Source organism: Streptomyces roseicoloratus (assembly GCF_004117935.1).
GTDB lineage: Bacteria > Actinomycetota > Actinomycetes > Streptomycetales > Streptomycetaceae > Streptomyces > Streptomyces roseicoloratus.
Genome location: NZ_SDOY01000096.1, coordinates 41,528 through 67,548, shown reverse-complemented (window position 1 = coordinate 67,548; position 26,021 = coordinate 41,528). Strand labels below are relative to the sequence as shown.

24 protein-coding genes are annotated in these 26,021 nt (G+C 73.1%); 8 read left to right on the top strand and 16 right to left on the bottom strand.

The annotated features are described in order from the left end of the window. Window positions 1–199: 199 nt before the first annotated feature. Together eat and ESG85_RS10585 are read left to right on the top strand one after the other, a co-directional pair. Window positions 200–1,657 carry an ethanolamine permease gene (gene eat / locus ESG85_RS10590; RefSeq protein WP_128977864.1) on the top strand — a complete coding sequence of 486 codons (1,458 nt, stop codon included), beginning with the start codon at window positions 200–202 and terminating at the stop codon, window positions 1,655–1,657. A 31-nt stretch (window positions 1,658–1,688) separates the two neighbouring features. Further along, window positions 1,689–2,372: a gamma-glutamyl-gamma-aminobutyrate hydrolase family protein gene (locus ESG85_RS10585; protein ID WP_128977862.1), complete on the top strand. Its 684-nt coding sequence runs from the start codon at window positions 1,689–1,691 to the stop codon at window positions 2,370–2,372. On the opposite strand, the gene ESG85_RS10580 is transcribed toward ESG85_RS10585, so the two are convergent. Together ESG85_RS10580 and ESG85_RS10575 are read right to left on the bottom strand one after the other, a co-directional pair. Continuing rightward, a complete protein-coding gene (locus tag ESG85_RS10580) occupies window positions 2,362–2,658 on the bottom strand; it encodes a hypothetical protein (RefSeq protein ID WP_128977860.1) in 297 nt (98 codons plus the stop codon). The two genes, ESG85_RS10585 and ESG85_RS10580, sit on opposite strands and share 11 nt — an antisense overlap. Beyond that, a complete protein-coding gene (locus ESG85_RS10575; RefSeq protein ID WP_128977858.1) occupies window positions 2,655–3,587 on the bottom strand; it encodes a LysR family transcriptional regulator in 933 nt (310 codons plus the stop codon). The genes ESG85_RS10580 and ESG85_RS10575 overlap by 4 nt, the downstream gene beginning before the upstream one ends. 70 nt (window positions 3,588–3,657) lie before the next feature. Between ESG85_RS10575 and ESG85_RS10570 the strand changes: the two genes are divergently transcribed. Then, entirely contained in the window at window positions 3,658–4,851 is a 1,194-nt protein-coding gene (locus tag ESG85_RS10570) for a TDT family transporter (protein ID WP_128977856.1), read from the top strand. Here ESG85_RS10570 and ESG85_RS10565 read toward each other — a convergent pair. The 4 genes from ESG85_RS10565 to ESG85_RS10550 form a co-directional block, all read right to left on the bottom strand. Beyond that, window positions 4,778–5,530 carry a helical backbone metal receptor gene (locus ESG85_RS10565; RefSeq protein ID WP_128977854.1) on the bottom strand — a complete coding sequence of 251 codons (753 nt, stop codon included), beginning with the start codon at window positions 5,528–5,530 and terminating at the stop codon, window positions 4,778–4,780. The genes ESG85_RS10570 and ESG85_RS10565 overlap by 74 nt on opposite strands. A gap of 179 nt (window positions 5,531–5,709) precedes the next feature. Beyond that, entirely contained in the window at window positions 5,710–6,261 is a 552-nt protein-coding gene (locus ESG85_RS10560; protein ID WP_128977852.1) for a helix-turn-helix domain-containing protein, read from the bottom strand. 213 nt (window positions 6,262–6,474) lie between these two features. Beyond that, complete coding sequence (locus tag ESG85_RS10555; RefSeq protein ID WP_128977850.1) at window positions 6,475–8,277, bottom strand: ABC transporter permease/substrate binding protein; 1,803 nt, start codon at window positions 8,275–8,277, stop codon at window positions 6,475–6,477. Then, on the bottom strand, window positions 8,270–9,499 hold the full coding sequence (locus ESG85_RS10550; protein ID WP_128977848.1) for a quaternary amine ABC transporter ATP-binding protein: 1,230 nt from the start codon (window positions 9,497–9,499) through the stop codon (window positions 8,270–8,272). The genes ESG85_RS10555 and ESG85_RS10550 overlap by 8 nt, the downstream gene beginning before the upstream one ends. 269 nt (window positions 9,500–9,768) lie before the next feature. On the opposite strand from ESG85_RS10550, the gene ESG85_RS10545 reads away from it, so the two are divergent. Both ESG85_RS10545 and ESG85_RS10540 read left to right on the top strand, forming a co-directional pair. Continuing rightward, on the top strand, window positions 9,769–10,674 hold the full coding sequence (locus ESG85_RS10545; protein ID WP_128977874.1) for a 5'-3' exonuclease: 906 nt from the start codon (window positions 9,769–9,771) through the stop codon (window positions 10,672–10,674). Between the two features lie 128 nt (window positions 10,675–10,802). Next, entirely contained in the window at window positions 10,803–11,639 is an 837-nt protein-coding gene (locus ESG85_RS10540; protein ID WP_128977846.1) for a siderophore-interacting protein, read from the top strand. A gap of 400 nt (window positions 11,640–12,039) precedes the next feature. On the opposite strand, the gene ESG85_RS10535 is transcribed toward ESG85_RS10540, so the two are convergent. Both ESG85_RS10535 and ESG85_RS10530 read right to left on the bottom strand, forming a co-directional pair. After that, window positions 12,040–13,827, bottom strand: coding sequence for a virginiamycin B lyase family protein (locus ESG85_RS10535; protein WP_128977844.1), 1,788 nt, complete (start codon window positions 13,825–13,827; stop codon window positions 12,040–12,042). A gap of 356 nt (window positions 13,828–14,183) precedes the next feature. Further along, complete coding sequence (locus ESG85_RS10530; RefSeq protein ID WP_374050353.1) at window positions 14,184–14,789, bottom strand: MerR family transcriptional regulator; 606 nt, start codon at window positions 14,787–14,789, stop codon at window positions 14,184–14,186. A gap of 239 nt (window positions 14,790–15,028) precedes the next feature. Between ESG85_RS10530 and ESG85_RS10525 the strand changes: the two genes are divergently transcribed. Genes ESG85_RS10525 through ESG85_RS10515 form a run of 3 tightly spaced genes read left to right on the top strand, consistent with a single transcriptional unit; the run spans window position 15,029 to window position 17,346 of the window. Further along, entirely contained in the window at window positions 15,029–15,931 is a 903-nt protein-coding gene (locus tag ESG85_RS10525) for a hypothetical protein (RefSeq protein ID WP_128977872.1), read from the top strand. Beyond that, window positions 15,928–16,377, top strand: coding sequence for an ABA4-like family protein (locus tag ESG85_RS10520; RefSeq protein WP_128977840.1), 450 nt, complete (start codon window positions 15,928–15,930; stop codon window positions 16,375–16,377). The genes ESG85_RS10525 and ESG85_RS10520 overlap by 4 nt, the downstream gene beginning before the upstream one ends. A 9-nt stretch (window positions 16,378–16,386) precedes the next feature. After that, on the top strand, window positions 16,387–17,346 hold the full coding sequence (locus tag ESG85_RS10515; protein ID WP_128977838.1) for an ADP-ribosylglycohydrolase family protein: 960 nt from the start codon (window positions 16,387–16,389) through the stop codon (window positions 17,344–17,346). Window positions 17,347–17,370: 24 nt separating this feature from the next. Here the strand turns inward: ESG85_RS10515 and ESG85_RS10510 are convergent, their stop codons facing one another. From ESG85_RS10510 to ESG85_RS10475, 8 genes are all read right to left on the bottom strand, one after another. Next, window positions 17,371–18,738 carry a cytochrome P450 gene (locus ESG85_RS10510; protein ID WP_128977870.1) on the bottom strand — a complete coding sequence of 456 codons (1,368 nt, stop codon included), beginning with the start codon at window positions 18,736–18,738 and terminating at the stop codon, window positions 17,371–17,373. Window positions 18,739–18,923: 185 nt separating this feature from the next. Then, the gene (locus ESG85_RS10505; protein WP_128977836.1) at window positions 18,924–21,752 is read right to left on the bottom strand and encodes a DEAD/DEAH box helicase; all 2,829 of its coding nucleotides are present in this window, start codon (window positions 21,750–21,752) and stop codon (window positions 18,924–18,926) included. Between the two features lie 173 nt (window positions 21,753–21,925). Then, window positions 21,926–22,873, bottom strand: a complete 948-nt coding sequence (tatC, locus tag ESG85_RS10500) for a twin-arginine translocase subunit TatC (protein ID WP_128977834.1) — start codon at window positions 22,871–22,873, stop codon at window positions 21,926–21,928. 59 nt (window positions 22,874–22,932) lie between these two features. Further along, window positions 22,933–23,217 (bottom strand): Sec-independent protein translocase subunit TatA, encoded by a 285-nt coding sequence (gene tatA / locus ESG85_RS10495; RefSeq protein WP_128977832.1) that lies wholly within the window; start codon window positions 23,215–23,217, stop codon window positions 22,933–22,935. 186 nt (window positions 23,218–23,403) lie between these two features. After that, window positions 23,404–23,601, bottom strand: a complete 198-nt coding sequence (locus ESG85_RS10490) for a hypothetical protein (RefSeq protein WP_128977830.1) — start codon at window positions 23,599–23,601, stop codon at window positions 23,404–23,406. Between the two features lie 69 nt (window positions 23,602–23,670). Beyond that, window positions 23,671–23,925 (bottom strand): CpXC domain-containing protein, encoded by a 255-nt coding sequence (locus tag ESG85_RS10485; RefSeq protein WP_128977828.1) that lies wholly within the window; start codon window positions 23,923–23,925, stop codon window positions 23,671–23,673. An 89-nt stretch (window positions 23,926–24,014) separates the two neighbouring features. Further along, window positions 24,015–24,965, bottom strand: coding sequence for a helix-turn-helix transcriptional regulator (locus ESG85_RS10480; protein ID WP_128977826.1), 951 nt, complete (start codon window positions 24,963–24,965; stop codon window positions 24,015–24,017). Window positions 24,966–24,981: 16 nt separating this feature from the next. After that, complete coding sequence (locus tag ESG85_RS10475) at window positions 24,982–25,962, bottom strand: helix-turn-helix transcriptional regulator (RefSeq protein ID WP_128977824.1); 981 nt, start codon at window positions 25,960–25,962, stop codon at window positions 24,982–24,984. Window positions 25,963–26,021 lie beyond the last annotated feature (59 nt).

Genomic DNA, 26,021 nt, shown 5'->3' with positions numbered 1-26,021 from the left:
GCCGTGCACCGCGCGCGCCGAGGCGGCCGTGCTCCGGACGCGGCCCCGCGGGCGCGCCGTGCCCGAGGGCGGCGCTCGGTCCGCGCCCGCGCCCGGCGCGTAACCCGAAAGTAACGCACGGGACTTGCGCTCCCCACCCGGCGGCCGCAAAGGTATGGCACCAATCCATTGGGCCCGTAGCGGGGAGCTGAGCGCTGCCATGACGCTGGAAGACACCTCAGGCACGACAGGCACTTCAGGAAAGACCACCGCCCCCGACGACTACCTCGAACGGCGCACCCTGCGCCGTGGCAGCGCGGGCTGGCTGCTGCTGACCGGGCTCGGCGTCGCGTACGTCGTCTCCGGCGACTTCTCCGGCTGGAACATCGGCCTGTCCAAGGGCGGCTTCGGCGGTCTCGCGGTCGCGACGGTCCTCATGGGCGCGATGTACGCCTGTCTGGTCTTCTCGCTCGCCGAGCTGTCCGCCATCCTGCCCACCGCCGGCGGCGGCTACGGCTTCGCCCGGCGCGCGCTCGGCACCTGGGGCGGCTTCCTCACCGGCACCGCGATCCTCATCGAGTACGTGCTCGCGCCGGCCGCCATCTCCATCTTCATCGGCGACTACGTCGAGTCCCTGGGCCTGTTCGGCCTGGAGTCGGGCTGGCCGGTCTACCTGGTCTGCTTCGCGCTCTTCATCGGCATCCACCTGTGGGGCGTGGGCGAGGCACTGCGCTTCAGCCTGATCGTCACCGCCGTCGCGGTGGCCGCGCTGCTCGTCTTCGCGCTCGGCGCGCTGAGCGACTTCCACGTCGACGGCCTGAACGACATCCCGGTCGACCCGACCGCCACCGGCGCCAACTCCTGGCTGCCGTTCGGCCTCCTGGGCATCTGGGCGGCGTTCCCGTTCGGCATGTGGTTCTTCCTGGGCGTCGAGGGCGTGCCGCTGGCCGCCGAGGAGGCCAAGGACCCGGTGCGCTCCATGCCCCGGGCGCTCGCCCTGTCCATGGGCGTCCTGGTGGTCCTCGCCGTGGTGACCTTCTTCGCGGCCACCGGCGCCCGCGGCTCGGCCGCCGTCCAGGAGGCGGGAAACCCGCTGGTGGTGGCGCTGCAGGGGGACGGGGAGCCGACCGCGCTGAGCCGTTTCGTGAACTACGCGGGCCTCGCGGGCCTGATCGCCTCCTTCTTCTCCCTCATCTACGCGGGCTCCCGCCAGCTGTTCGCGCTGTCCCGGGCCGGCTACCTGCCCCGCTTCCTGTCGCTCACCAACCGCCGCAAGTCGCCCTACCTCGGGCTGCTGATCCCGGGCGCCATCGGATTCGCGCTGGCCGCGGGGACCGGGAACGGGGCCCGGATGCTGAACATCGCGGTGTTCGGCGCCACCATCTCGTACGCCCTGATGGCGCTCTCCCACATCGTGCTGCGACGCCGCGAGCCGGGGCTCGCCCGGCCGTACCGCACGCCGGGCGGTGTGGTGACCTCCTCGACCGCCTTCGTCCTCGCCCTTTCCGCCCTCGTGGCGACCTTCCTGGTGGACAAGGACGCGGCCTTCATCGCGCTCGGCGTCTATGTGATCGCACTGGCCTACTTCGCGTTCTACAGTCGCCACCACCTGGTGGCGAGCGCGCCGGAAGAGGAGTTCGCGGCGCTCGCCGCGGCCGAGGCGGAACTCGAACGCTGACCGGTCCCCTGTCCCGACCCCGGAGGAACCCGTGCCCAAGCCGCTCATCGGTGTGACGACCTATCTGGACCAGGCCCGCTGGGGCGTGTGGGACCTGCCGGCGGCGCTGCTGCCGGCCGCGTACCCGCGGCTGATCCGGCGGAGCGGCGGGATCGCGGCCATGCTGCCGCCGGACGACCCGTCCGCGGCGGCGGAAACGGTGGCGCGCCTGGACGGACTGGTGGTCGCGGGCGGCGCCGACGTCGAGCCGGTGCGGTACGGGGCGGAGCCCGACCCGCGGACCGGCCCGCCCGCCCGGGAGCGGGACGCCTGGGAGCTCGCGCTGATCGGGGCGGCACTGGAGGCGGAGGTGCCGCTGCTGGGCATCTGCCGGGGCATGCAGCTGCTGAACGTGGCCCTGGGCGGCACCCTCGTGCAGCACCTGGACGGGCACGCGGAGGCGGTCGGCGTGATGGGCCGCCACCCCGTGTCGCCGGTGCCCGGCACCCGCTACGCCGCGCTGGTCCCGGAGCGCACCGAGGTTCCCACGTACCACCACCAGTGCGTGGAGGTCCTCGGCAAGGACCTGATCGCCTCGGCATACGCCGTGGACGGCACGGTCGAGGCGATCGAACTTCCCTCTCCGGCCTGGGCGCTGGGCGTCCAGTGGCATCCGGAGATGGGCGAGGACCTGCGGGTGACGCGGGCCCTCGTGGCGGCGGCCGTCAGGCCCTGATCCGCCCGCGCGCCGGCGGGGCGTACGGCAGCCGGGCGAGGACCACGCCCGCGGGCATGACGAGGCCGGTCGTCGCCGGCGAACCGGCCTGCGCCGGAGTGCCGACCGCCACCCACGCCGGCGGCGACGCGACGGTACGGCGAGGAGCGGGTTCCCGCCGCTCACCGTCACGGCGGGCGCCCGCCACCGCCGCCCGACCCCACACCTCACCCAGCGAACACGAGGCGGCCACCTGGTCCGGGGCCGTCGAACGGAGCTGACGGTCCTGTCGGAGCTCCCCCGTCACCCCCCGCTCCGCGTCAACGACAGCAGATCCCGGGCCGGCCCCGTGGGCCGATGCCCCGTCGGCCACACCGCGCGCAGGTCCCGCCGCAGCAGCACCCCCGCCACCGGCACGGCGACGAGCCGCCGCGAGGCCAGTTCCTCCGCCACCGCCAGCTCGCTGAGCACGGCCGGCCCGGCCCCGCTCACCGCCGCCGCCTTCACCGCCGTCGTCGACGCGAGTTCGAGCAGCGGCTGCGCCAGTCCCCCGTACCCGGCGAGCGCCGCGTCGAGGACCTGCCGCGTCCCCGACCCCCGCTCGCGCAGCACCAGCGGCGTCGCCGCGAGCTCGGCCGGATCGAGCGCCCGCCCGCGCCGCGCCCAGGGGTGCGCGGGCGAGGCGACGACGGCGAGCCGGTCGTGGGCGATGACCGCCCCGTCCAGCCCTTCGGGCACGGCGAGACCCTCCACGAACCCGAGGTCGGCCTCGCCGCCGAGGAGCCGTTCCGCGACGACGGTGGAGTTCCCGGCGAGGAGCGACACGGCGGTGTCGGGCCGCTCGGCCCGCAGCGCGATCAGCCAGCCCGGCAGCAGGTACTCGGCGATCGTCATCGAGGCGGCGACCCGCAACCGGGAGTCGCGCCGTCCGCGCAGCGCCTGCACGCCCGCGTCGAAGGCCTCGGCCGCCTCGACGATGCGCCGCGCCCAGTCCGTGACGAGCGCACCGGCGTCGGTGAGCCGGGATCCGCGGGGCGAGCGGTCGACCAGGGCCACGCCGAGCTGCCGCTCCATCGACCGGATCCGGCTGCTCGCCGCCGGCTGGGTGATGCCGACCTCACGGGCGGCCCGCCCGAGGCTGCCGTGCCGGGCGACGGCGAGCAGCAGTTCGAGCGCGCCGAGGTCGGGGACCCGGTGGGACAGAAGGCTGACGACGTCGCTCGGCTCACTGCTCATAAGGCCAGCTTATGTCCTCATAGTGCCATCACCCCTGGTGGGGGCCCTACGCCCGCGAGAAGGTCGAGGCATGGCAACGCTCGTACCTTCCCGCCCGACCGATCCGGCCCATCCGGCCGATCCGGCCCGCCCGGCTTCCCTCGCCACCACCCCCGGCGTGCGGTGGGCCCCGGTCCGTCACCTCGGCCCCAACTGGTACGCCGCGGTGATGGGCACCGCCATCGTCGCCAACGCGGGAGCCACCCTCCCGGCGGACGTGCCGGGCCTGCGCACCGCCTGCGCCGCCGTCTGGGCGCTGTCCCTCGCGCTGCTCCTGACGCTGCTGACCGCCCGCGCGCTGCACTGGACCCACCACCGCGACCAGGCCCGCGCCCATCTGCTGGACCCGGCGACGGCACCGTTCTACGGCTGCCTCGCCATGGCTCTGCTCGCGGTCGGCGGCGGAACGATGATCGTCGGCAAGGACTGGATCGGCCTGGCCGCCGCGGTGGCCGTGGCCGCCGTCCTGTTCACGGCGGGCACGGCCGTCGGCCTGGTGGCCGCCGTGGCGGTGCCGTACCTGATGGTGACCCGGCACCGGATCGAGGGCGCCTCCCCCGTGTGGCTGCTGCCGGTCGTCGCCCCCATGGTGGCGGCCGCGGTCGGCCCGCTGCTCCTGCCCCACCTGCCCTCCGGCCAGGTCCAGCAGACCTTCCTGGTGGCCTGTTACGCGATGTTCGGCGTCAGCCTGCTCGCGACCCTGGTGATGCTGCCGCTGGTCTTCGGCCGTCTCGTCACCCACGGCCCGCTGCCGCTCGCCCTCACCCCCACCCTGTTCCTGGTCCTGGGCCCGCTGGGCCAGTCGACGACCGCCGCGAACAAGTTCGCCGACGCCGCGCCGGGCGTGCTGCCCGAGCCGTACGCCCACGGCTTCGGCGCCTTCGCCGTGCTCTACGGCGTCCCCGTCATGGGCTTCGCCCTGCTGTGGCTGGCCCTGGCCGGTGCGCTGGTCGTACGGGCCCGCCGCCGGGGCATGGGCTTCGCGATGACCTTCTGGGCCTTCACCTTCCCGGTCGGCACCTGCGTGACGGGGGCGGAGGGCCTGGCGCAGCACACCGGTCTCGCCGCCTTCCGCTGGCTCGCGGCCGGCCTCTACGTCCTGCTCGTCGCCGCCTGGCTGCTCGCCGCCGGCCACACCCTGCGCGGCCTGGTCAGCGGCTCGCTGCTCGCAGGGCCCGGGCGAGTGACCGCGGAGCCTCGGCCAGCGACGGCCCGTACCAGGTGAGGTGTCGTCCGTCGACGAGCGCGGCGACGGCCCCGGGGAACGCCTCGGGGCCGTCGTCCCGCGTGAAGCGGTAGGGCTCGTCGGGCAGGACGACGACGTCGGGCGCCGCGGCGTTCAGCTCCTCGACCGGTACGCGCGGGTAGCGCTCGGGGTGCCCGGCGTAGAGGTTCCGCACGCCGAGGCGGGCGAGCAGGTCCCCGGCGAAGGTGTCGCGTCCGAGCACCATCCAGGGGCGGCGCCAGATCGGGACGACGGCGGTACGGACCGGCTCGTCGCCCCGGGCGACGGTCTCGGCCGCGTCGGCCCAGGCGGCCTCGGCGGCGTCCAGCCATTCCGGCCGTCCGGCGACGCCGCAGGCCGTGAGCACGCGGTCGAGTTCGGCGAAGGCCTGGTCGAGGGTACGGACCTCGGTGACGAGGACGTCGAGCCCGGCGGCGCGCAGGGCGTCGAGGTCGGGGCGCCGGTTCTCCTCCTCGTTGGCGATCACCAGATCGGGCCGCAGCCGGGCGATGGCGCCGGTGTCGGGGTTCTTGGTGCCGCCGATCCGCGTGACCGTGCCGTCGAGCCCGGCGGGATGGGTGCACCAGTCGGTGGCGCCGACCAGGGCGCCCGGCGCGGACACGGCGACCGCCTCCGTCAGCGAGGGCACGAGCGAGACGACCCGCGGGCGGCGCGTCACCGGAGCCCGGGGCTCCGCCACCGCGGACCGGGGCTCCGCCGTCGCGGACCGGGGCTCCGCCGTCGCGGACCGGGGTTCCGCCGTCGCGGGCCGGGGTGCCGCCGGAAGCCCGGCTGCCGCCGAAGGCCCGGCTCCCGCCCGAGGCGAGGAGGCCGCCGGAGGAGGCTGGGGGGCCGCCGTCATCCTTCCTCGGCCTCGATGTGGTCGGCGACGGAGACGAACAGCAGCCGGGTCGCGGGCGCGGTGGCCCGCCACCGGTGGCGCACCCCGCCGGACAGGTACAGGGTGTCGCCGCTGCCCAGCCGGTACGCGCGCCCCTCGGCCTCGACCTCGACGGCGCCGTCGGCGACGTACAGCAACTCGTCGTTGCGGTGCAGGAATTCCCGTCCGGCGTCCTGCTCGCCGGTGAACTCCAGGGCCTGGAGCTGGTGTCTGCCGCGGACCAGCGGCCGTACGCCGGGCGGCATGTCCCACAGCTCCTCGTCGGAGCGGACGACGTCGACGGTGCGCGCCGCCTCGGCGGCGGCGAGGAGTTCGGCGGCCGTGGTCTCCAGGGCCTCGGCGACCAGCTGGAGGGAGCGGTCGCTGGGGCGGGCGCGCTCGTTCTCGACCTGGCTCAGGAAGGGCACGGAAAGACCGCTGCGCTGCGCGACGACGGCCAGCGTGAGCTGGAGTGCCCGTCGGCGCCTCTTGACGGCCGCGCCCACGCGCAGTGACTCCTTGTCGTCCATGTCGGCCCCCTCCCTCATGTCGCTGGCGTCGCCCGTTTCACTCACGGCGCTCGGGTCTCGTACTGGTCGGTTACCTGAACCTTACGCAGCTTTGGGCCCGGGTTTCGCGTCGTGGCGAAAAGGGGTGGTCGCCGAACGTGTTCGGCGACCACCCCTTTTCGGAGCGAATTCGGAACTATCGCAAGTCCGGATCCAGCCGGATCCAGCCGGGCTCTACTGCGGGGCGAGCCGCTCCGCGAGCCCCGGGTTCCGGTCCAGCCAGGTGCGGACGGCCTGCTGCTCCTTGCCCTTGCCGGTCTCCTGGATGACGGCCTCGAGGCCGGTGAGCTCCTTCTCGCTGAGCTTGAAGCCCTTCAGCCAGGCGCCGACCTCGGGGTTGTCGGCGGCGAAGCCCTTGCGGGCGAGGGTGTGGACGCCGTCGCCCTTACCCCAGCTGCCCTTGGGGTCCTGGAGCTTCTTCAGGTCGTAACCGGAGTAGGCCCAGTGCGGCGACCAGAGGGTGACGACGATCGGCTCCTTCTTGTCGTACGCACGCTTGAGTTCGGCCAGCATGCCGGGCGTGGAGCCGTCGACGACCTCGTACTCGCCTTCCAGGCCGTAGTCCTCGAGGACCTTGTCCTTGAGGATGCCCATCATTCCGGCGCTCGGCTCGATGCCGACGATCCGGCCCTTGAACTGCCCGGCCTTGCCCTTGAGGTCGGCGAGGCTGTTCACGTCCTTCATGTACGAGGGGACGGTGAGTTCGAGGGAGGTGGGGCCGTACCAGGAGCCGAGGTCCTCCAGCTTGTTCCGGTACTTCTCCCAGTACTGGGCGTGGGTGACGGGCAGCCAGGAGTCGGTCTGGAAGTCGATCTGCCCGCCGGCGAGACCGGTGTAGAGGGCTCCGGCCTCCAGCTGCCTGGCGTCGACCTCGTAGCCGCGGCGCTCCAGGAGCTCCTTCCAGAGGAAGGTGGAGGCGATGCCCTCGTCCCAGGGGATGTAGCCGAGGCTGATCTTCTTGCCGTGGCCGGTGTTCTTCCCCGAGGCGGTCGTGGCGGACCCGCCGCCGAGGAAGCCCATGCCGCCGGCGACGAGCGCGAGGATCACGACGCCGACGAGGGCGGTGACGGGCTGCGGCCGGTGACCCCAGATCTTCGCGCCGGTGCGGGCGACCCGCGCGGCGTGGGCCTTGGCGGCGGCGCGGCGGCCCAGCGGGGAGACCTGGCTGCCGAGGGCGCCGGTCATCCGGTCCAGGTACATGGCGAGGATGACGATGGAGATGCCGGCCTCGAAGCCGAGCCCGATGTCGACGTTGCCGATGGCGCGGTAGACGGCGCCGCCGAGTCCGCCGCCGCCGACCATGCCGGCGATGACGACCATGGACAGGCCGAGCATGATCACCTGGTTGACGCCGGCCATGATCGTGGGCAGCGCGAGCGGCAGCTGGACGCGCAGCAGGGTGTTGCGCGGGGTGGTGCCGAACGCCTCGGCGGCCTCGACGAGCTCGCCGTCGACCTGGCGGATGCCGAGTTCGGTCATGCGCACGCCGGGCGGCAGGGCGAAGACGATGGTGGCGATGATGCCGGGCACGACGCCCACGCCGAAGAAGATGATGCCGGGGATGAGGTAGACCATCGCCGGCATGGTCTGCATGAAGTCGAGTACCGGGCGCAGCACGGCGCTGACGGTCCTGGAGCGGGCCGCCCAGATGCCGAGGGGCACGGCGATCACCAGGGTGACGAGGGTGGCGACGAGCACCAGGGAGAGGGTCGACATGGCGTCGTCCCACAGCTCGATGGAGTCGACGACGGCGAAGCCCGCGAAGGCGAGCACGCCGGCGCTGAGGCCGCGCAGCCACCAGGCGACGACCGCGAGGATGCCGGCGAAGAGCAGCGGCTGGGGCGCGGACAGGACGGCGTCGATGCCGTCGTAGAGGCCGGTGACGAGGCTGGTGACGGCGTCGAACAGCCAGGAGAACTGGGCCTGGAGCCAGTCGACGGTGTTGTCGACCCACTGGCCGAGCGGAAGCCTAGGCACGGGCGGTCACCTCCTCGCCGTCGCCGGCGGACGCTTCGACGGACGCGGCGGGCCTGGGCACGCGGGGCGCGGCGGGGGCCTCGGCGGCTTCCTGGGCCGCGGGGTCTCCGGTCGGCGCGGGCGCCGCGTGGGTTCCGGGAACTGCGGTGGAAGCCGCGGCTCCGGTGGGCGTGGTGGGGCGGAGGTCGGCGTCGAGGCCGCCCATGACGCCGAGGAGGCGGTCCTGGGCGACGACGCCGAGGACCTCGCCGTCGGCGTTCTCGACGGCCACGGGATGCAGGGAACGCGCGGCGACGGTGCACAGCTCGGCCAGCGGCGTCTCCGGCAGGACGGACCGGCAGCCGCAGCCGGGCGGGCAGTCGCCGGGCTCGACGGTGCCGTCGGTCATGACGGCGGCGGCGGTGAGCACGCGGGTGCGGTCGACGTCCTGGATGAAGGAGGCGACGTAGTCGTCGGCGGGGCGGACCAGGATGTCCTCGGCGGTGCCGAGCTGGACGATCCGGCCGTCGCGCATGACGGCGACGCGGTCACCGAGGCGCATGGCCTCGTTGAGGTCGTGGGTGATGAAGACGATGGTCTTCTTCAGCTTCTGCTGGAGGACGAGCAGCTGGTCCTGCATGTCACGGCGGATCAGCGGGTCGAGCGCGCTGAACGACTCGTCCATGAGCAGCAGGTCGGCGTCGGTGGCGAGCGCGCGGGCGAGGCCGACGCGCTGCTGCATGCCGCCGGAGAGCTCGTCGGGCCAGGACTTCTCCCAGCCGGCGAGCCCGCACAGTTCGAGCGCCTCCGCGGCGCGCTTCTCGCGCTCGGCGCGCGGGACGCCCTGGACCTCCAGGCCGTACGCGGCGTTCTCGAGGACGCTGCGGTGCGGGAAGAGGGCGAAGTGCTGGAAGACCATGCTGATCTTCCGGGACCGGACCTCGCGCAGCTCGCGGTCGGAGAGCGCGGTGAGGTCACGGCCGTCGAAGAGGACCCGGCCGGCGGTGGGGGTGAGCAGGCCGTTGAGCATCCGCAGCAGGGTGGACTTGCCGGATCCCGACAGACCCATGACGACGAAGATCTGGCCCGGTTCGACGGTGAAGGACGCGTCGATCACGGCCGCCGTGGTGCCGTCGGCACGCAGGGCGTCCCGGTCGGCGCCGGATTCGGCGAGTTCGCGGACCGCTTCGTCGGGTCGTCTGCCGAACACCTTGTACAGATGGTCGGCCTGGAGCCTGGACACATACACCTCACGGGTAGCAACGAAAAACGGCCCGCCACCCCCGCAGCAGCCGGGCCGTGGAGCGGGGCGGGATCTGCCCGCGCCCGTCGCGTACGGGAATCCGTCCGGGCCCGGACCAGCGTCCGGACCGTCGGATCCCGTACCGGGTCCGCTCCGGTGCCCCGCCTGCCCCGGCTTTCCGGGGGCAAACGGGAAGGTGACGCGTGTCACGCGCACGGGGTGGTGTTGTCGGTGCGGTGCGGCATGATCGGGGTGTGACGCGACGCCTGATGCTCCTCGACACCGCCAGCCTCTACTTCCGCGCGTACTTCGGCGTGCCGGACTCGGTCCGGGCGCCGGACGGGACGCCGGTCAACGCCGTGCGCGGGCTGCTCGACTTCATCACCCGGCTCGTCCAGGACCACCGCCCGAACGACCTGGTGGCCTGCTGGGACGACGACTGGCGCCCGCAGTGGCGGGTGGACCTGATCCCCTCGTACAAGGCGCACCGGGTGGCCGAGGAGACCCCGGCGGGCCCGGACGTGGAGGAGGTCCCGGACACGCTGTCTCCGCAGGTGCCGGTGATCGTCGAGGTGCTCGAAGCGCTGGGCATCGCGCGGGTCGGGGCGGCGGGCTTCGAGGCGGACGACGTGATCGGCACGCTGACGGAGCGGGCGGCCGGCCCGGTGGACATCGTCACCGGCGACCGCGACCTGTTCCAGCTCGTGGACGACGCCCGCGGGGTGCGGGTGCTGTACCCGCGCAAGGGCGTGGGCGACTGCGATCTGGTGGACGAGAAGTTCATCCTCGCGAAGTACGGGGTGCGGGCGCAGCAGTACGCGGACATGGCGGCGCTGCGCGGCGACACCAGCGACGGGCTGCCCGGGGTGAAGGGCATCGGCGAGAAGACGGCGGCGCAGCTGATCACGGAGTACGGGGACCTGGCGGGCGTACGGGCGGCGGCGCTCGACCGTACGTCGCGGCTGACCCCGGCGAAGCGGCGCGGGATCGTCGAGGCGGCGGAGTACCTGGACGTGGCGCCCACGGTGGTCCGGGTGGCGCGGGACGCGCCGCTGCCCGAGTTCTCGGCGACCCTGCCGCCGGAGCCCCGCGACCCGGAGGCGCTGGCGGGCCTGGTGGAGCGCTGGGGCCTGGGTGGGGCGGTGGGGCGGCTGCTGCCGGTGCTGGCGCGGTGAGCGGGGGCCTGGCGCGGCGGCGCCGGCGGCTTGAAGTCGGTGGGCGTGCGGCCGGCCGGGCCGGGTTCCCCACCCCAGGGTGCTAACTTAGGTAATCCTAAGTAATCATCGGCAACGGGGAGACCGCCGTGGCAGAACAGCCCGCCCGCAAGGCACCGAAGGCACACGAGGCCCAGGTGGTGCGCACCGAGCGGATCACCCCGCACATGGTGCGCCTCGTGCTCGGCGGGGCCGGCCTGGACGCGTTCGAGATCGGCGGGCACACCGACCACTACGTGAAGCTGCTCTTCGCGCCGGAGGGCGTGAGCTACCCGGAGCCGTTCGACATGGAGCGGATCCGGGCGGAGTTCCCGCGCGAGCAGTGGCCGACGACCCGCACCTACACGGTGCGCGCCTGGGACCCGGTGCACCGTGAGCTGACCGTCGACTTCGTGGTGCACGGCGACGAGGGCCTGGCCGGGCCGTGGGCCGCGCGCGCCCAGGAGGGCGACACCATCCGTTTCCTCGGCCCCGGCGGCGGCTACGCCCCGGACACCGACGCCGGCTGGCACCTCCTCGTCGGCGACGAGAGCGCGCTCCCGGCGATCGCGGTCGCCCTGGAGCGGCTGCCGGAGGGCGCGACGGTGCACGCCTTCCTGGAGGTCGACGACGCGGCGGAGGAGCAGAAGTTCGCCACGGCGGCCGGGGTGGAGGTCACCTGGCTGCACCGCGACGGCCGCCCGGTGGGCGAGGCGCTCCTGGAGGCGGTGCGGGGCCTGGACTTCCCGTCGGGCGACGTGCACGCCTTCGTCCACGGCGAGGCCGGCTTCGTGAAGGAACTCCGCCGCCACCTCCGCCTCGAGCGCGAGGTGCCGCGCGAGCGCCTGTCCATCTCGGGGTACTGGCGCCTGGGCAAGACGGACGAGGCCTGGCGGGCGATCAAGCGCGAGTGGAACGAGCAGGTGGAGCGCGAGCAGGAGCGCTGACGCGCACGGATCCCGGGGGGTGGTGGCGGGTTCGGGGCTTTCCCCCCGGGGCGGGGGGGCGGTGAACCCCGTGGGTGGTGACGGGTTCGGGGCCTTCCCCCCGGGGCCGGGGGCGGTGAACCCCGTGGGTGGTGACGGGTTCGGAGCCTTCCCCCCGGGGCCGGGGGCGGTGAACCCCGTGGGTGGTGACGCGCGCCCGGTGCCTCCGGGTGGGGGTGTCCGGACTGCCACCTCCCCTGCGCTGCGCGCGTGGAGGAGGCCGCCACGTCCGGACACGCCCGTCCTCCGGCCCCGGCCCCCTCCCCGCCGTCCTCAGCTATCCGTGGTGGGTCGGCTGCCTTGCCCGCCCCGCCGTCGTCCGCCTCCCCTGGCCGGTGGGGTTTCTCGGGCTTGGCTCGGGTCAGGGGCAGCCCGGGCCCGTGCTCGGGTTGGTGCAGACGTCGGTACCGGGACCGCCGCTGTTGGTGTTCGTGCCCGCGCCGCCGTCGAGGGTGTCGTTGCCGGCGTCGCCGAAGAGGGCGTCGTCACCGGGGCCGCCGGTCACGATGTCGGCCCCGGGCGAGCCGTGGAGGGTGTCGTCGCCCGTGCCGCCGTCGATGCGGTCGCTGCCGGGACCGGCCGTGATCGAGTCGGCCCCGGGGCCGCCGCAGACGAGGTCGTCACCCCTGAGGGCGGTGATGGTGTCGTTGCCGCCATGGGCGAGGATGACGTCCCGCCCGGGTGTGCCGCTGATCTGGTCGTCGCCCTGGGTGCCGGTGATCGTGGGCTGTTCGCCGAAGCAGGCGACCGCGTCGACGGTGGTCGTCTCCGTCACGGTGTCGTTGCCCGGTGTCGGGTCGGAGACCGCGCCGGCCACGCTCGCGGTGTCGACGGCGACGTCCTCGACCGTGGCCGTGACGGTGATCGTCCGCGCGGCGCTCGCTCCCGCGGTGAGGGTGCCGACGCCGCAGCTGACGACGTCCGGCGCGGTGCCTGCCGTGGTGCATCCGGGGGACGCGGAGACGAACTCCATCCCCGCCGGGAGGGTGTCCTGGAGGACGACGCCTTCGGCCGTCTGCGGGCCGTTGTTCGTGGCGGTGAGCGTGTACGTGACGTTCTGGCCCTCCACGACGGGATCGGAGCCCGCGTCGGACTTCGTGACGGCGAGGTCGGCGTCGGTCAGCTGGAGGTGCCCGATGAAACCGGCGGTCTCGGCGAACCAGATGTCGTCGTCCGGCCCCTTGGCGATGCCCCAGGGGCCGCGTTCCGAGGAGGGCAGGGGGAACTCGGCGACGACGCCCGAGGTGCTGATCCGCCCGATCCGTCCGCTGTTGCGCTCGGTGAACCACAGGCTGTCGTCCGGCCCGGCGGTGATGTCCTGGGGCTGGGGCGCGAAGCCGTCCGTCGGCAGGTCGAACTGGGTGATCACTCCGGAGGGCGTGATCCGGCCGATGCGGTTGCCGCCGAACACGGTGAACCAGAGGTTTCCGTCGGGTCCGGTGGTGATGTCGGTCGGACCGCCACCGCCGGGCACCGGGAACTCGGTGACGGCGCCGGTCGTGGTCATACGGCCGATGCGGTCGGCGCCGTTCTCGGTGAACCAGAGGTTTCCGTCCGGCCCGGTGGTGATGGCGGACGGCTGACCGGAGCCGGCGGGCAGCGGGAACTCGGTGATCGCTCCCGCGGTGGTGATGCGGCCGATCCGATTGCCGTTCTGCTCGGTGAACCACATGGCGCCGTCCGGCCCGGCGGTGATGCCGGCGGGTTCGCGTTGCGGTTCGGACAGCTGGTACTCGGTGACCGTGCCGTTCGTGTCGATCTTTCCGATCTTGGAGTCGACGTGCAGCATGGTGAACCAGACGTTGCCGTCCGGCCCGGTGGTGATGTCCTGCGGACCGCTGAACTGGGGCAGTGGGTACTCGGCGATCAGCGTGCCGGCCGGGCTGATCCGGCCGATCTTGTCGGCGACCGCCTCCGTGAACCAGAGGTTGCCGTCCGGACCGCTGGTGATGCCGACCGGGGTGCTGGGGTTGGTCAAGGGGTACTCGTCGATGCCGACGGCGGCCCGGGCCTGCGGGGCCCCGGCGGCCAGGGGGAGGACGGCGGCCATCAGGACACCGGTGAGCAGCGCCGCGTGACCGCGTCGACGGCGTGGGCGCGGCGGGCGGAGCGTCCCTGACGCCGGCGCGTCGGGGTGCGTGGGAGGCATGGGCGAGTTCCTTTCGGTCGTGGCGGAACGCGCCCGTCGTACCAGAGCCCGATCGTTTCTGCGGTTGCGGCGGCACCCGCGCCGCGCCGCGTCTCCACCCGGATTTCACCCGACCAGAGCCACGCCGCCGCACCCACGGACCTCCGCGCCCCCGCCCGAAGCCCCCGCGGATGCGCAGCCCCGCAACAGCCACACCGCAGGCCGCCTCCCCCGTCCCTCCGGCATGAAGTCCTGGTCCGCAGCCGCGCACGTGGCCCCGCCCGACCCCGGCTGGGGGCGGGGCCGCCGGCCGGCGGACGGACTCGAGGCCGTTTCCACCGGGCGTCGGGAGCCCCGCGTGATCCGGAGGAGTCGGCTTAGCGGTCGAGGCCGAAGACCTGCTTCGAGGCCTCGATGTGGGCGAGGCGGCGCAGGGCGGCGAAGACCGCGTCGCCGATGACCGTGCCGACGACCACACTCGCGACGAGTTCTTCGCGGGCGACGTTCTTGGCCACGTAGTCGACGTCCACCCGGGCCACGCGTTCCGCCGCGTCCGCGTACGCCTCGAGGACCGCCTCGGGGAAGTCTCCGTGCCCGACGTTCTCCAGGGCGGCGACGGCGACCGCGAGGGCCTCCGCGGCCGGAGAGCCGGGATGGGAGTGCCAGCCCCGGCGGTCGATCAGCTCCGCGACGGTGACGCGGGCGGCGACGAGGGCGTCGCCCGGCTCGTCACCGACGCCCTCGTAGCGCGGCACCACGTAGTCGGCGGCGGCACCCAGCATCTCGTGCAACGGCCGGTCCGGGTCGTCGACCGCGGCGACGACCTCGCGGACGGCGGCGACGGACAGTCCGCCGACGTCGATCATGGCGCGGATCAGGCGGAGCCGGCGGACGTGCGACTCGTCGTAGGAGGCCTGGTTCGGGCTCGTGAGCTGTCCGGCGGGCAGCAGCCCCTCCCGTACGTAGTACTTGATCGTCGCCACGGACACCCCGGTCCTCCGACTCAACTCTCCGATACGCACCGCGTGTTCACCTTTCCGGTCGCGCCAGGGCCTTGCCGACCCCTCCCTCCATCATAGATAGTGGAACTATCAGATAGCGGTAAGCGCCACTATCCATTCTGTTCCCACGGGGGTTCCTCATGTCCTCAGCCTCAGCCTCAGCCTCAGCGGCACCTCAACTCCGCACCCTCCACCGGCCCTTGGTCTGGTTCACCGGCTCGATGGTCCTGCTCGCCCTGGTCTCGGCCGGCGGGCTCCTGCTGGACGACCGGACGCTGGTCGGCGCGCCCATCTGGGCCAAGCCGTTCAAGTTCTCCGTCTCCTTCGTGGCGTACGCGCTCACGCTCGCCTGGATGCTGTCCCTGTTGCCCGGGGCCCGCGCCCGGCGGGTCGGCTGGTGGGCCGGGACCGTGCTCGCGGCGGCGAGCGCCATCGAGATGGTCCTCATCACCGGGCAGGTGGTGCGCGGCAGGCAGAGCCACTTCAACGTCGGGACGGCCTTCGACGCCGCCGTCTTCCAGCTCATGGGCATGACGGTCGTCGTCCTCTGGGCGGCCGCGCTCGTGATCGCCGTCCTCCTCCTGCGGGCCCGCATCCTGGACCGCGCCACCGCCTGGGCCGTACGCCTCTCCTCGCTCATCGCCCTGGCCGGCGCCGCGATCGGCTTCCTCATGGTCCGGCCGACCCCGGAACAACTCGCGCAGGAGAGCCCGGCGACCAACGGCGCGCACAGCGTGGGCGTCCCCGACGGCGGCCCCGGCATTCCGCTCATCGGCTGGTCCACCACCGGTGGCGACCTGCGCATCGCCCACTTCTTCGGGATGCACGCGCTCCAGCTGGTCCCCCTGCTCCTGCTGCTGCTCGCCGCCCTCGCGCCGCGCTTCGCCCGGCTCGCCGACGACCGGGTCCGCCTCCGGCTGACGCTCACCACCGCGGGCGCGTACGCCGGCCTCTTCGTCCTGGTCACCTGGCAGGCCCTGCGCGGTCAGCCGCTGCTCTCCCCCGACGCCCTCACGCTCGCCGCGGCCGGCGCCCTCGCCGTCCTCACCGCGGCGGCCACCGCCCTGTCGCTCCGCGCCCCCCGCACCCCCGACCCCGCCGGCCGTCAGGAGCTCGCGGCATGACCGACTTCCTCTTCGAACTCACCTTCCTCCTCGCCGCGCCCGTCTGGCTGCTGATGACCCTCGCGCCGGGCCGGAGCATCACGGACCGCGTCGCCGCCTCGCCCCTGACCGTCCTCCCGGTCCTCACGGTCTACCTGGTCCTGGCGGCCCCGGTCCTCCCGGAACTCTGGACGGCCGTCAGCAGCCCGGACATCGACGCCTTCCGCGACCTGACCACGCTCGCCGACGGCGCCGGCGCGGTCTGGGCCCAGATCATCGCCTGGGACCTGCTCCTCGGTCAGTGGATCTACCGGGAGGGCCGCCGCCTCGGCCTCTCGCCCTTCCTCATGGGCCCGCTTCTCGTCCTCACGATCCTCCTCTCCCCCTTCGCCCTCCTCCTGTTCCTCCCGATCCGCGCACTCCGGTATTCCCGCACCCCCCGCCCCGCCTCCTCCGCCCGCCGGTAGCCTCGTCACATGCGACACGAGGACCGGGCCGTCGGCGCCGTACTGGGATCCGCCGTCGGGGACGCGCTCGGTGCGCCCTTCGAGTTCGGGCTTCCCGGCGTGTTCCGCGAGCGCTTCCCCGACGGTACGGGCGAGATGTGCGGGGGCGGCGGCTGGGACCCCGGGGAGGCCACGGACGACACGCAGATGGCCGTGCTCGTCGGGGAGTCGCTCCTCGAACGCGGCGGACTCGATCTGCCGGACATGTTCGACCGCTTCCGCCGCTGGGCCGCCGCCGCGCCCAAGGACATCGGCCTGCAGACGGAGGCCGTTCTCCTCGGCGGCGACCCCTGGGACCGGGCCGCGGCCCTGCACTTCCAGCTCAACGGCCGCGCCGCGGGCAACGGTTCGCTGATGCGGGCCGCGACACCGGCCGTCCGCTTCGCCTCCGCCGGCCGCGCCGCCACCATGGAAGCGGCCCGGCGGATCGCCGCGCTGACCCACGGGGACGCCGCCGCCTGGGAGGGCACGGCAGTGCTGCACGAACTGGTCCGCGTCGCCCTCCTCGGCGAGGACCCGCTGGCAGCCCTGCCCGACGTGCTCGGGAACGTCGCGGAAGCCCACCGGGACCGCTGGGCCACCGTCCTCGCCCCCGGCTGGCGGCCCGAGAACGCCACCGAGTTCAACGGCGCCGTCTGGCCCTGCCTCGGCTCCGCCGTGTGGGCCCTGCGCACCACCGCCTCGTTCGAACAGGCCCTCACCGCCGCCGTCGACCTCGGCGGCGACACGGACACCGTCGCCGCCGTCACGGGCATGCTGGCCGGCGCCGTGTACGGACCGGACGCCGTCCCGGCCCGCTGGGCCGCCGCCCTGCACGTGCCCCTCCCGGGCTTCGGCGACCGGGTCCTGCGCGCCGAGGACCTGGACGCCCTGGCACGGGCCCTGGCCCGTCAGGACAGTGAGGCCGTCCTGGGCCTGTCCGGTCCCTGATCGCGCCGGACAGGCCCCGTTTCCTCAGCCGCGGGAGCGGCCCGGGCGGTCCCTGACCGTCGCGAGGACCTCGCGGTCCGGCTGGAGGGTGAGCCCCGGCATGGGGAGGATCTCCTCGGCGGTGACGTCCAGTCGGAAGCGGCGGGCCAGGACGGCCAGGATCAGGACCGCCTCCACCATGGCGAAACGGGTGCCGAGGCAGACGCGGGGGCCGCCACCGAAGGGATACCAGGCGTACTCGGGTATCTCCTCCGCCTCCTCGCCCTCTCCCGGCGTCAGCCAGCGCTCGGGGCGGAACTCCAGCGGGTCCCGGAACCAGCGGCCGTCGCGGTGGGTGGCCCACTGGCTGCTCCAGATCCGGGTGCCGGCCGGGACCGGGGCACCGCCGAGCACGGCGCCCTCCTTCGCTATCGCGGTGATCAGCCAGACCGTCGGGTAGAGCCGCAGGGTCTCCTTCACCACGGCCTGGGTGTAGGCGAGTTCGGTGTAGTCGTCGAAGCCGGGGTCGCGGTCGCCGAGCACCCGGTCGAGCTCCGCGCCCAGCGCCTCGGCCACGCGCGGGTTGCGGGAGAGGAGATACCAGGCCCAGACGAGGGTGGAACTGGTGGTCTCGTGCCCGCCGATGTAGAGCGTGACGGTCTCGTCGCGGATCTCCTTGTCGGAGAGGTGTGCGCCGGTCTCGTCCTTCGCTGCGAGCAGCCGGCTGAGGAGGTCCGGGCGGTCGCTGTCGCCGTCGCGGTGGCGGGCGACGATCCGGGAGACCTCGGCGTCGATGACAGCCGTCGCACGCTTGACCCGGGCTCGTCCGGGCGTGGGCACCCAGTCGGGCAGCATCGCGCCGATGCCGCTGAACTCGGCGCCGATCTCCTTCTGGGCGACGTCCATGGCGCGGCCGATCGCCTCGGCGTCGGCGGCGGTGTCGACGCCGAAGATGGTGCGGACGGCGATGAGTTGGGTGAGGGCGGCCATCTCCTTCTTGATGTCGACGCGCTGCCCGTCGTTCCACCGCTCGGCGAGGTCCACGGCGCACTCGGCCATCGTCGCGGCGTAGGACTTGACCTGACGGGGCCGCACCGAGGGCTGGACGAGGGAGCGCTTGCGCCGCCAGTCGGCGCCTCTGGAGACGACGACGCCGTCTCCGAGCAGCGTGCGGAAGGCGATGCCCAGTTCTGCCTGGTCGAAGGTCCGCTCGACCTCGGTGAGGAGCTCACCAATGGTCTCGGGGTGGGCGATGAACAGCGAGTTGGTGCGGCCGAAGCGCCAGCGGACGAAGTCGCCGCGTCCACGGAGCTGTTCGAAGAAGGCGAGCGGGTCCTTGCCGAACTCCGGCAGGTTCCCGAGGAACGGAACGCCCCGGGGGCCCGGGGCTGTCTTGCGTCCGTCCGCGGTCACGCCGGTGACGGCGGCGGCGGACGGACCGGCGTGCGTGGTCAAGTGCGGTTCCCCCCTGCGGAATTGCTTTCACGATCTCGTTCTGCTGTACGAGTTCATGGAAGCGGAAGGAACCGACACTCCGCCACCCCTGTGGATAACCCTTGTCAGCTCACGGTCAGCACACCGAACCGGAAGTCGTCGGCTCAGCCCACCGAGCTGTAGGCGACCACGCCCCTGAGCAGCGAATCCACGGCCTTCCGGGCGTTCTTGGCGACCGTGCTGTTCTCCTTCGGCGCGGCCGCCGCGATCTGCCCGAGCACGTCGATGACCTGCTTGCACCATCGGACGAAGTCGCCCGCGGGCATCTCCGCCTCGCGCAGCACCTCGTCGAGCCCCTTGTCTGAGGCCCACTGGTAGGCGGCCCAGGCGAAGCCGAGGTCGGGCTCGCGCTGACCGACGCCCTCCGCCTGGTGGAGCTTGAACTCCTCCTCCAGCGCGTCGAGCCGGCCCCAGATCCGCACCATCTCGCCGAGCGCGGCCTTGGCCCTGCCGGTCGGCAGCTTGGGCGCGACGGCGTCGTCGGACTGCCGGGCCTCGTAGACGAGCGCGGAGACGCACGCGGCCAGCTCGGCCGGGTCGAGTCCCTCCCACACGCCGTCGCGCAGGCATTCGCTGGCGAGGAGGTCGAGCTCGCCGTAGAGCCGGGCGAGCCGCTTGCCGTTGCCGGTGACCTCGTCGCCGCGCAGGTAGTCGAGCTCCGTCAGGAGCGCGACGATCCGGTCGAAGGTGCGGGCGATCGTGTTGGTGCGGCCCTCGATCCGCCGTTCCAGCTGCTTGGTGTCGCGCTGCAGCCGGTGGTAGCGCTCGGCCCAGCGGGCGTGGTCCTCGCGTTCGTCGCAGCCGTGGCAGGGGTGGGCCCGGATCTCGGTGCGCAGCCGTGCGATCTCGCGGTCGTCGGCGGCGGCCGAGCGCTGCTTGCGGTGCCGCTCCGGGTTGATGTGGCCGGCCTTGCTGCGCAGCGCGGAGGCGAGGTCGCGGCGGGACTGCGGGGACCGCGGGTTGAAGGAACGCGGGATCCGCATCCGCTCCAGCGGTTCCACCGGCACCGGGAAGTCGATGGAGGCGAGGCGCTTGACCTGCCGCTCCGCGGTCAGGACCAGCGGCCGCGGCCCGTCGTGGTGCTCGAAGCCGCGGTGCCCGTTGGTACGGCCCGCGGGGACGCCCGGGTCGAGGACGAGCGCGAGGCCGGCGAACTTGCCCGTCGGCACGTGGATGACGTCGCCCGGCTTGAGCCGCTCCAGGGACGCCGCGGCCTGGGCGCGGCGCTGTGCGGCGCCCTGCCGGGCCAGTTCGGTCTCGCGGTCCTTGAGTTCGCGGCGGAGCCGCGCGTACTCCTCGAAGTCGCCGAGGTGGCAGGTCATGCCCTCCCGGTAGCCCTGGAGGCCTTCCTCGTTCCGCTGGACCTGGCGGGAGATCCCGACGACCGAGCGGTCGGCCTGGAACTGGGCGAAGGAGGTCTCCAGCAGTTCGCGCGAGCGGTGCCGGCCGAACTGGTCGACGAGGTTGACCGCCATGTTGTACGAGGGCTTGAAGCTGGAGCGCAGCGGATAGGTGCGCGTGCCGGCGAGTCCGGCCAGGTGGCCGGGGTCCATGCCGCGCTGCCACAGCACGACGGCGTGTCCCTCGACGTCGATGCCGCGGCGCCCGGCCCGGCCGGTGAGCTGGGTGTACTCGCCCGGCGTGATGTCGGCGTGCTGTTCGCCGTTCCACTTGACGAGCTTCTCCAGGACCACGGAGCGGGCCGGCATGTTGATGCCGAGGGCCAGGGTCTCGGTGGCGAAGACGGCCTTGACGAGGCCGCGGACGAAGAGTTCCTCGACGACCTCCTTGAAGGTGGGGAGCATGCCGGCGTGGTGGGCGGCGATGCCCCGCTCCAGGGCTTCCAGCCACTCGTAGTAGCCGAGGACGTGCAGGTCCTCGGTCGGAATCACGGCGGTGCGCTCCTCGACGATCTCGCGGACGCGGGCGCGGCCCTCGTCGTCGTTGAGCCGGAGGCCCGCGTAGAGGCACTGCTGGACGGCGGACTCGCACCCGGCCCGGCTGAAGATGAAGGTGATCGCGGGCAGCAGGCCCTCGGCGTCGAGTCGCTCGATGACCTCGGGCCGGCCGGGGGTCCAGATGCGGGAGCGCTGGCGGCGCTCGCGCTCGCGGTCGGCCTCGCGGATCATCTTGCCGCGGCGGCGGTCGCGCGGGTTGTACGTGCGCGAGTTCTCGGTGCGGGCCAGGCGCAGCAGGTCGGGGTTGACCTCGCGGCGGGAGGCGCCGCGGCCGCCGTGGTCGGTCTCCTCCTCGAAGAGGTCGTACATCCGGCGGCCGGCCAGGACGTGCTGCCACAGTGGCACGGGCCGGCTCTCGGAGACGATCACCTCGGTGTCGCCGCGGACGGTGTCGAGCCAGTCGCCGAACTCCTCGGCGTTCGACACGGTCGCGGAGAGCGACACCAGCGTCACCGATTCGGGGAGGTGGATGATCACTTCCTCCCAGACGGCGCCGCGGAAGCGGTCCGAGAGGTAGTGGACCTCGTCCATGACGACGTAGCCGAGGCCGGACAGCGCCTGCGACCCCGCGTACAGCATGTTGCGGAGGACCTCGGTGGTCATGACGACGATCGGGGCGTCACCGTTGACGCTGTTGTCGCCGGTGAGCAGGCCGACCTTCTCGTGGCCGTACCGCTTCACGAGGTCGGCGTACTTCTGGTTGGAGAGTGCCTTGATCGGCGTGGTGTAGAAGCACTTGCGGCCCTGCCGGAGGGCGAGGTGGACGGCGAACTCGCCGACGATGGTCTTGCCGGAGCCCGTGGGTGCGGCGACGAGCACGCCCTTGCCCGCTTCGAGAGCCTGGCACGCCTCGATCTGGAACGGGTCGAGACCGAAGTCGTACATCTCGCGGAAGGGGGCCAGCGCCGTGGCCTGCTCCGCGTTGCGGGCGCGGGCGGCTGCGTACGCTTCGGCTGGTGTGAGGTCCTCTGTCATCTTGTTGTCGAGCCTACCCGCCCCCTCCGACAGTGACGCGATCTTTATCGAGGGACTGCCGGCGGACGGGAAACGCGCAGGTCCCCCCGGACGGCGTCCGGAGGGACCTGGAGGATCGCGTGAGGGTTCACGGGACCGGGTGACGGGCCCGGGGTGGCAGATCCGGTGGCCGGTCAGGTGATGTCGTCGTAGCCGTTCAGCCGGTGCGACCTGGCGCCCTCGGACTCCCCGGTGGCCTGCTCGGGCAGGGCCCGGGCGGCGGTGACGGGCTCGACCTCGCCGACGGCCTCGGGCGTCAGGTCGAGGTGGGAGGCCTCGTCGTCGCCGAGTGCGGCGTCGGGGTTCCGGCGGCCGCGGCGCTTGTCGTTGAGGAGGGAGAAACCGACCGCCGCCAGGTAGAGGAGGGTGATCGGGCCGGCCAGGGCGAGCATGCCGACGGGGTCGGTGGTCGGGGTGATGACGGCGCCGAAGACGAAGACACCCATGATCACGCCGCGCCACCAGCGAGCCATCCGCCGGCCGCTGAGCACTCCGGTGAGGTTCAGCATCACCAGGACGAGCGGCAGCTCGAAGGCGAGGCCGAAGACGAGCACCATGCGCAGGGTGAAGTCGAGGACGTCGGCCAGCGAGAGGATGTTGGCGGAGCCCTCGGGCGTGAGGCTGATGAGCACCTTCACGCTGATGGGGAGGATGAGGTACGCGAGGTAGGCGCCGGCCGAGAACAGCGGGACCGCGGCGGCGACGAAGGCGTACGTGTACTTCTTCTCGTGCTTGTGCAGTCCGGGCGCGATGAAGGCCCAGAGCTGGTACAGCCAGACCGGGCTCGCGACGACGAGGCCGGTCACGAGGCTGACCTGGATGGTGGTGCTGAAGGGGGCGATCAGCGTGTTGAAGGAGACGACGGCGCAGTTGCCGCCGTCGCCCATCGTCCCCTCGGGGCACTTGGGCACCGATTTCGTCAGGAACACCATCAGCTCCTCGCTGTACACGAGGGCGACGACGGTCACCGCCGCGATGGCCAGCAGGCCCTTGGCGAGGCGGTTGCGAAGTTCACGCAGGTGTTCCACGAGGGGCATCCGGCCCTCGGGATCCCTTTCCTGCTTGCGGGCAGACTTGAGCAACCCACGTCCTCATCTCGTGCGGCGACCGCCGCCCGCGGCGGCGGTCGCGGCGGACCGGGTCAGCGCTTGGTGGTGTCGGTGGGCTCGGCCACCGGACGCGAGCTGGTCACGTCACCGGGCGCGGCCTGGATGGTGCGCGGCGCGGCCTGGTCCTGGGGAGCGGGGTGCGGCGGGTCGGCCGGGGCGCTCTGCTGGTCGTCGGACTTCATCGCCTTGGCCTCGCTCTTGAGGATGCGGGCGGACTTGCCCAGCGAACGGGCCATGTCGGGGAGCTTCTTGGCACCGAACAGCAGGATGATCACGACGAGGATCAGAATGATCTCGGTGGGGCCGAGCTTACCCATAGCTGTTTACCTTCTTCACCGAGGCGACATTGGAGTGCGTGCCCGGCCCGTCGGACATGCGTCCGGCCACCGCGCTGAAAGCGATCGTAACCCGCAGGAGTAAACGGGCGGCAATGACCGTGCATACTCCCCATCGCGCACCGCACGGCTTCGGGAGCGGCTTTCCGCGCAGCGTACGGGGCGAATTCAGCGCAGTGTCTCGCCCGTTCGCGCCAGGTCGACGGCGGCCTTCTCGAGGTCCTCGGCGGCCTGGTGGATGCGCTGTGTGGTGCGGGCCACTTGACGGCCGAGGCGCTGGGCCTCCAGGAACACCTTGATGCCGAGGACGCCGAGGACGGCGATGCCGAGGAAGCCGAGGGCGATGGCGAGCATGGACCAGAACATGTGCCGAGCCTAGGGCCTCTCCGGCCGCGGCCGCCGCGCAGGCCCGGGACACCGCCGGAGGCCCGGGCGTCAGCCGGTGGTGTGCAGGCGCAGGGTGTTCACGCCGCCGCCGGTGAGGAGCTCGACGATCCGCTCACCGGCCGGCTTGCGGACGGCGCTGCCGCACTCGGGGCAGGTGAAGGAGTAGAAGGTGGTGCGGCGGCTCGCACCGATGGCGAGCCGCAGGGCGCCCGCGGAGAGTTCGAAGCGGGCGCGGCAGTCGGGGCACGCGGCCTTGAAGGTGACCGGGGCGACGGGCACCGTAACAGCGGACATCGCGGTCATTTCCCTCAACTCTCCCCACTGCGGTACGGGTACGGGTCCCACTCGGAACGGCGTCCCGGTCCCCCGGAACGTCACGTTCCCCCTGCTGTTCAGCCCTCGTACGCGGCCAGTGCCGCCGCCGCGGCGTCCCGGGCGCTGTCCGCGAGCTCCTGCGGGGCGACGATCCGGCCGTCGCTGCCGAGCCGCAGCGCGAGGCGCCGCAGCGAGGCGGGCGCCGGCGTGCGCAGCGTGATCCGCAGCCCGCCGTCGGGCAGTTCCTCGGCCCGGTCGTGCGGGTAGTACTCGGCGACCCAGCGGCCGCCGGGCCCGACCTCCACCACGACCTCCGGGTCCTCGGCGGAAGGCTGCACCAGCCCCTCGGACAGGTCGCGCAGCTCGATCTCCGGCGGCGCGGCGTGGTCGTCCAGGATCCGGATCTCGGCGACCCGGTCGAGCCGGAAGGTGCGGCGCGCCTCGGAGAGCCGGCACCACGCCTCCATGTACGTGTGACCGACGGCGAAGAGACGGATCGGGTCCACCTCGCGCTCGGTCAGCTCGTCCCGCGCGGGCGAGTAGTACCGCAGCCACAACCGGCGCCGCTCGGAGATGGCCCGGTCGACGTCGGCGAAGACCCCGCCCTCGGACTCGAAGGTCACCGAGAGCCGGGAGCTGGCGCCGGCGGCCTCGCCGGCCGCGGCCTCCAGCTTGGCGGTGGCGCGCAGCAGCGCCTCGCGGTCGCTCTCGCGCAGCCCGGGCAGGGTGGCCACCGCCCGCGCCGCCACGAGCAGGGCGGTCGCCTCGTCGGCGGCGAGCCGCAGTGGCTCGGCGACGTCGTCCGGGTTGTGCCACCAGATCCGGTCGCCGTCGGTGTCGATGTCGAGGAGGTCGCCGCCCCGGAAGCTGGTGCCGCACATCGGCAGCACGTCGAGGTCGGAGATCAGCTCGTCCTCGGTGATGCCGAAGGCGCGGGCGACGTCGGCGACGTGCGCACCCGGGCGCTCCCGGAGATAGGTGACGAGGGAGAGCATGCGCCTCGTCTGGTCGATGGCGTTGGCGGCCATGGTCGTTCCTTCCCCCTCAGCCCTTGGCGACGGCGCGCAGCCGCTCCACCACGTCGGCCCGCAGGTCCGCGGGCTCCAGGACGACCACGTCCGGCCCGAACTCCACGAGCCAGGCGTCGAGGCCGTGCCCGTACGGGATCTCCAGCTCGTCCCAGCCGCCGGCACCCTCGGTCACGGACAGGGCGCGGGCCCGCAGCGGGTAGCCGCAGCCGGCGCGCAGCCGGATCCGGGCGGAGCGCGTGGCGGTCTCGCCCGCCCAGCTCTCGACGGTCTCGCGGACGGTGACGACGTCGGGCACGGGCGCGGTGAAGGCGCCGGCCCGGGAGCGCACCTTGCCGGTGATGCGGGAGAGCCGGAAGACCCGCTCGGCGCCCCGGTCCCGGTCCCAGCCCGCGAGGTACCAGTGGCCGCGCCAGCACTCCAGGGTCCACGGCTCGACGTGCCGTGTCTCGGGGCGGGCGGCGGTGGCCTTGCGGTAGTCGAAGACGACCGGGCGGCGGTCGCGGCAGGCAAGCATCAGCGGCTCGAAGGCGGCCTCGTGCACCGGGATCCGCGGCTCCAGTGCGCTGTGCTGGGAGTCGTACGTGTCCTCCGCCTCCGGCATCCCGGCGGCGCGAAGCTTCTGCAGGGCGCCGCTGGCGGCGCCGGCGAGGCGGGCCTGCTGCCAGACCTTGGCGGCGAGGCCGAGGGCGGCGGCCTCCTCGGCGTCCAGGGTGATCGGCGGCAACCGGTTGGAGTCGCGGCGGGCCAGGTAGCCGGTCTCGCCGTCGAGGTTCTCGACCGTCTCGATGACCAGGCCGAGCTCGCGCAGATCGTCCTTGTCGCGCTCGAACATCCGGTTGAAGGCGTCGTCTCCGGCGGCCGGGCCGTTGCCGGGACCGAAGGCCTCGACGTACGCCTCGATGGAGCCGCGGAGCTCCCGCTTGCTCAGCGGACGGCGGGTTCCGAGCAGGCACAGCGCAAGATTCATCAGCCGCTCGGCCTTGGCAATCGCCATCGACGCCCCGCACCCTCTTCTGCCGGATTGACTTCTGGACGTCCGACCGTACCGCCCCG